We start from the raw sequence: 2,126 nt of genomic DNA on the forward strand, positions 1-2,126 counted from the left end.
GCCCAGGGATTGGTTCGTTGCTTTTCGCGTGACGATAAAAGGAGAGGCCCTGCACCAGGGAGGATGCGCAGTTGCCGACCCCAACGATACCAACACGAACCTTTTTCGATCCCACGAAACCGCCACCCTATGTTGTTCAAAGGTAAGTTCCTGGCGCCGAACCATCAGCGTGCCGGAATGTTCCTCCGCCCATCGAAAAATTGCGCGAGACTGCATGGATCGAAGCTGCATTCGATGCGTTGCCGCACGGCAACATTGGAAAACCGATCGATGATCGTCTACGGCGACCACAGGCAGACCGAGAGCGCAGAGCAGCTTCGGGAAGCAGCAAACGAAATGGCCGAAAGCCTGGATCGGATGTCTCATGGCGTCCAACGCCATGCTGCATTGGTCGGACTATTCATCAGCGTGTCGGAGCTGGTTCAGGCGCTTGCCGATGTCGATTTCCAAACCAGCGGCATCGACATCTTTTCGCCGCGACAACAGCAAGGCGCCAGGTTGTTGGTCGGACTTGCGGCAGAGGTGGCGAAGTCGTGGCAAAGCGGTTTCGGCGTCGGCGGTGGCATCGATCCGGGACTTCTCAAACAGCTGGCCGGGCTCGACTGCAAGGCCGAGGTTGTGACCGGCTCTGCCGAGGGTTATGCGCACTATGCGCTTTATCCCGAAAGCTATTTGGACGCGGCGCAGAAGTCGGGTCTCGATGCGAACACATGTGTGATCGGCGTCCGCAGCATCGGCCTCGGGCTGGCAGCTATGGTGGCGGCCTCGATTGGTGCGCCGGCACCGTTCAGCGTTCGCCCGATCGGCCATCCCTTCCGCAGGTATATCAACGCCGATCCGCAGTCGATCGCCACTTGGATGAACAATCCGTCGGCGCGTTTCGCCGTTGTCGACGAGGGTCCTGGCCTGTCCGGCAGTTCGATGCATGCCGTTATCATGTGGCTGCGTGAACTGGGTATCGATACGGACCGCATTCACCTGTTTCCCAGCCATTCAGGCGGCCCGGGCATCGAAGCGTCGCGGGAGGCTCGGGAGACATGGTCGCGCTGTCCGAAGCATGTGGCGACGGCGTTTGAATGCACCTTCTCCGAAAGCTCGAAAATTCCCACGTTGCGCGATTGGGTGGCCGAGGCGGTCGGCAGGCCGGAATTAGGCCTGACCGAGCTATCTGGCGGCGAGTGGCGGGCCGCCCACTACGCCGACGAAGGGCGCTGGCCGCCGAGCCCTCGCGGTACCGAGCGGCGTAAATTCCTGGCGTCCGCCGGGCGTGACCGCTGGCTCGTCAAATTCGCGGGCCTCGGCGAAACCGGACGGCGCAAGAAACGAACCGCGACGATGTTGCATGAAGCCGAGTTCGGATCGCAAGTTGTCGCGCTTTGCCATGGCTTTCTGGTTGAACGGTGGATTGACGGCACCACGATGGATCAGGCGCCGCTACCCAGGGAAAGACTGATCGCGGAGTTCACAAATTACCTGGCCTGGCGTGCGCTCAATCTTCGAACTTGCGAACCGGGTGCATCATTGCTTGCACTCGCGGAGATGGCTGTTTCCAATACGTCGGAAGCCTTGGGCGAAAAACGCGCGGCAGCCTTGCGCGGTTGGCTCTCGAAACAGGCCCCCGCGAGCGGGCTGCAGCGCGTTGAAATCGATGGAAAGCTCCAACCATGGGAGTTTCTCGTTCGCGCCGACGGCAGGGTGCTTAAGACAGATGCCGTCGACCATTGCCGGGCACACGATTTGATCGGCTGCCAGCCAATAGAGTGGGACATTGCCGGCGCCCGTGTCGAGTACGGGCTATCCGACAGCGATGTGAGGACCCTGGTCCAAGGAATGAAGCTTGCCATCGACAACTGCCACATCGGCTTTTTCGAACCGTGCTATTTGGCATTCCAGCTCGGGCTCTGGAGCACGGCTGCGCAATCCGAAAATGGCCGGGAAAAAGCAAGGCTCGCCGCGACGGCAGACCGATATAGGATGCGACTGATAGGATTCCTGGACGAATGCCTGATATGATCGTTCCGATCAGTCCAGCCTTCGCAGCATGTCTGCTTCCTTCTCGAGAATAGCGGCCACTTCCTCGCGCTGCAGATGCGTCATCATCAAGCTGACGCAGCACTCGAGATAGG

1 protein-coding gene and 1 pseudogene are annotated in these 2,126 nt (G+C 60.1%); one reads left to right on the forward strand and one right to left on the reverse strand.

Annotated elements, in window-relative coordinates:
* A pseudogene (locus EN750_RS41090) lies at positions 1-115 on the reverse strand (inositol-3-phosphate synthase); the annotation flags it as partial.
* 155 nt (positions 116-270) lie between these two features.
* Between EN750_RS41090 and EN750_RS31205 the strand changes: the two are divergent.
* Entirely contained in the window at positions 271-2,013 is a 1,743-nt protein-coding gene (locus EN750_RS31205; RefSeq protein ID WP_127399008.1) for a hypothetical protein, read from the forward strand.
* Positions 2,014-2,126 lie beyond the last annotated feature (113 nt).

The organism is Mesorhizobium sp. M7A.F.Ca.ET.027.03.2.1, from assembly GCF_003999175.1.
GTDB lineage: Bacteria > Pseudomonadota > Alphaproteobacteria > Rhizobiales > Rhizobiaceae > Mesorhizobium.

Bases quoted from the DNA above. Each gene is read 5' to 3' on its own strand.
- EN750_RS31205 (WP_127399008.1), top strand. From the start codon at position 271: ATGATCGTCTACGGCGACCACAGGCAGACCGAGAGCGCAGAGCAGCTT.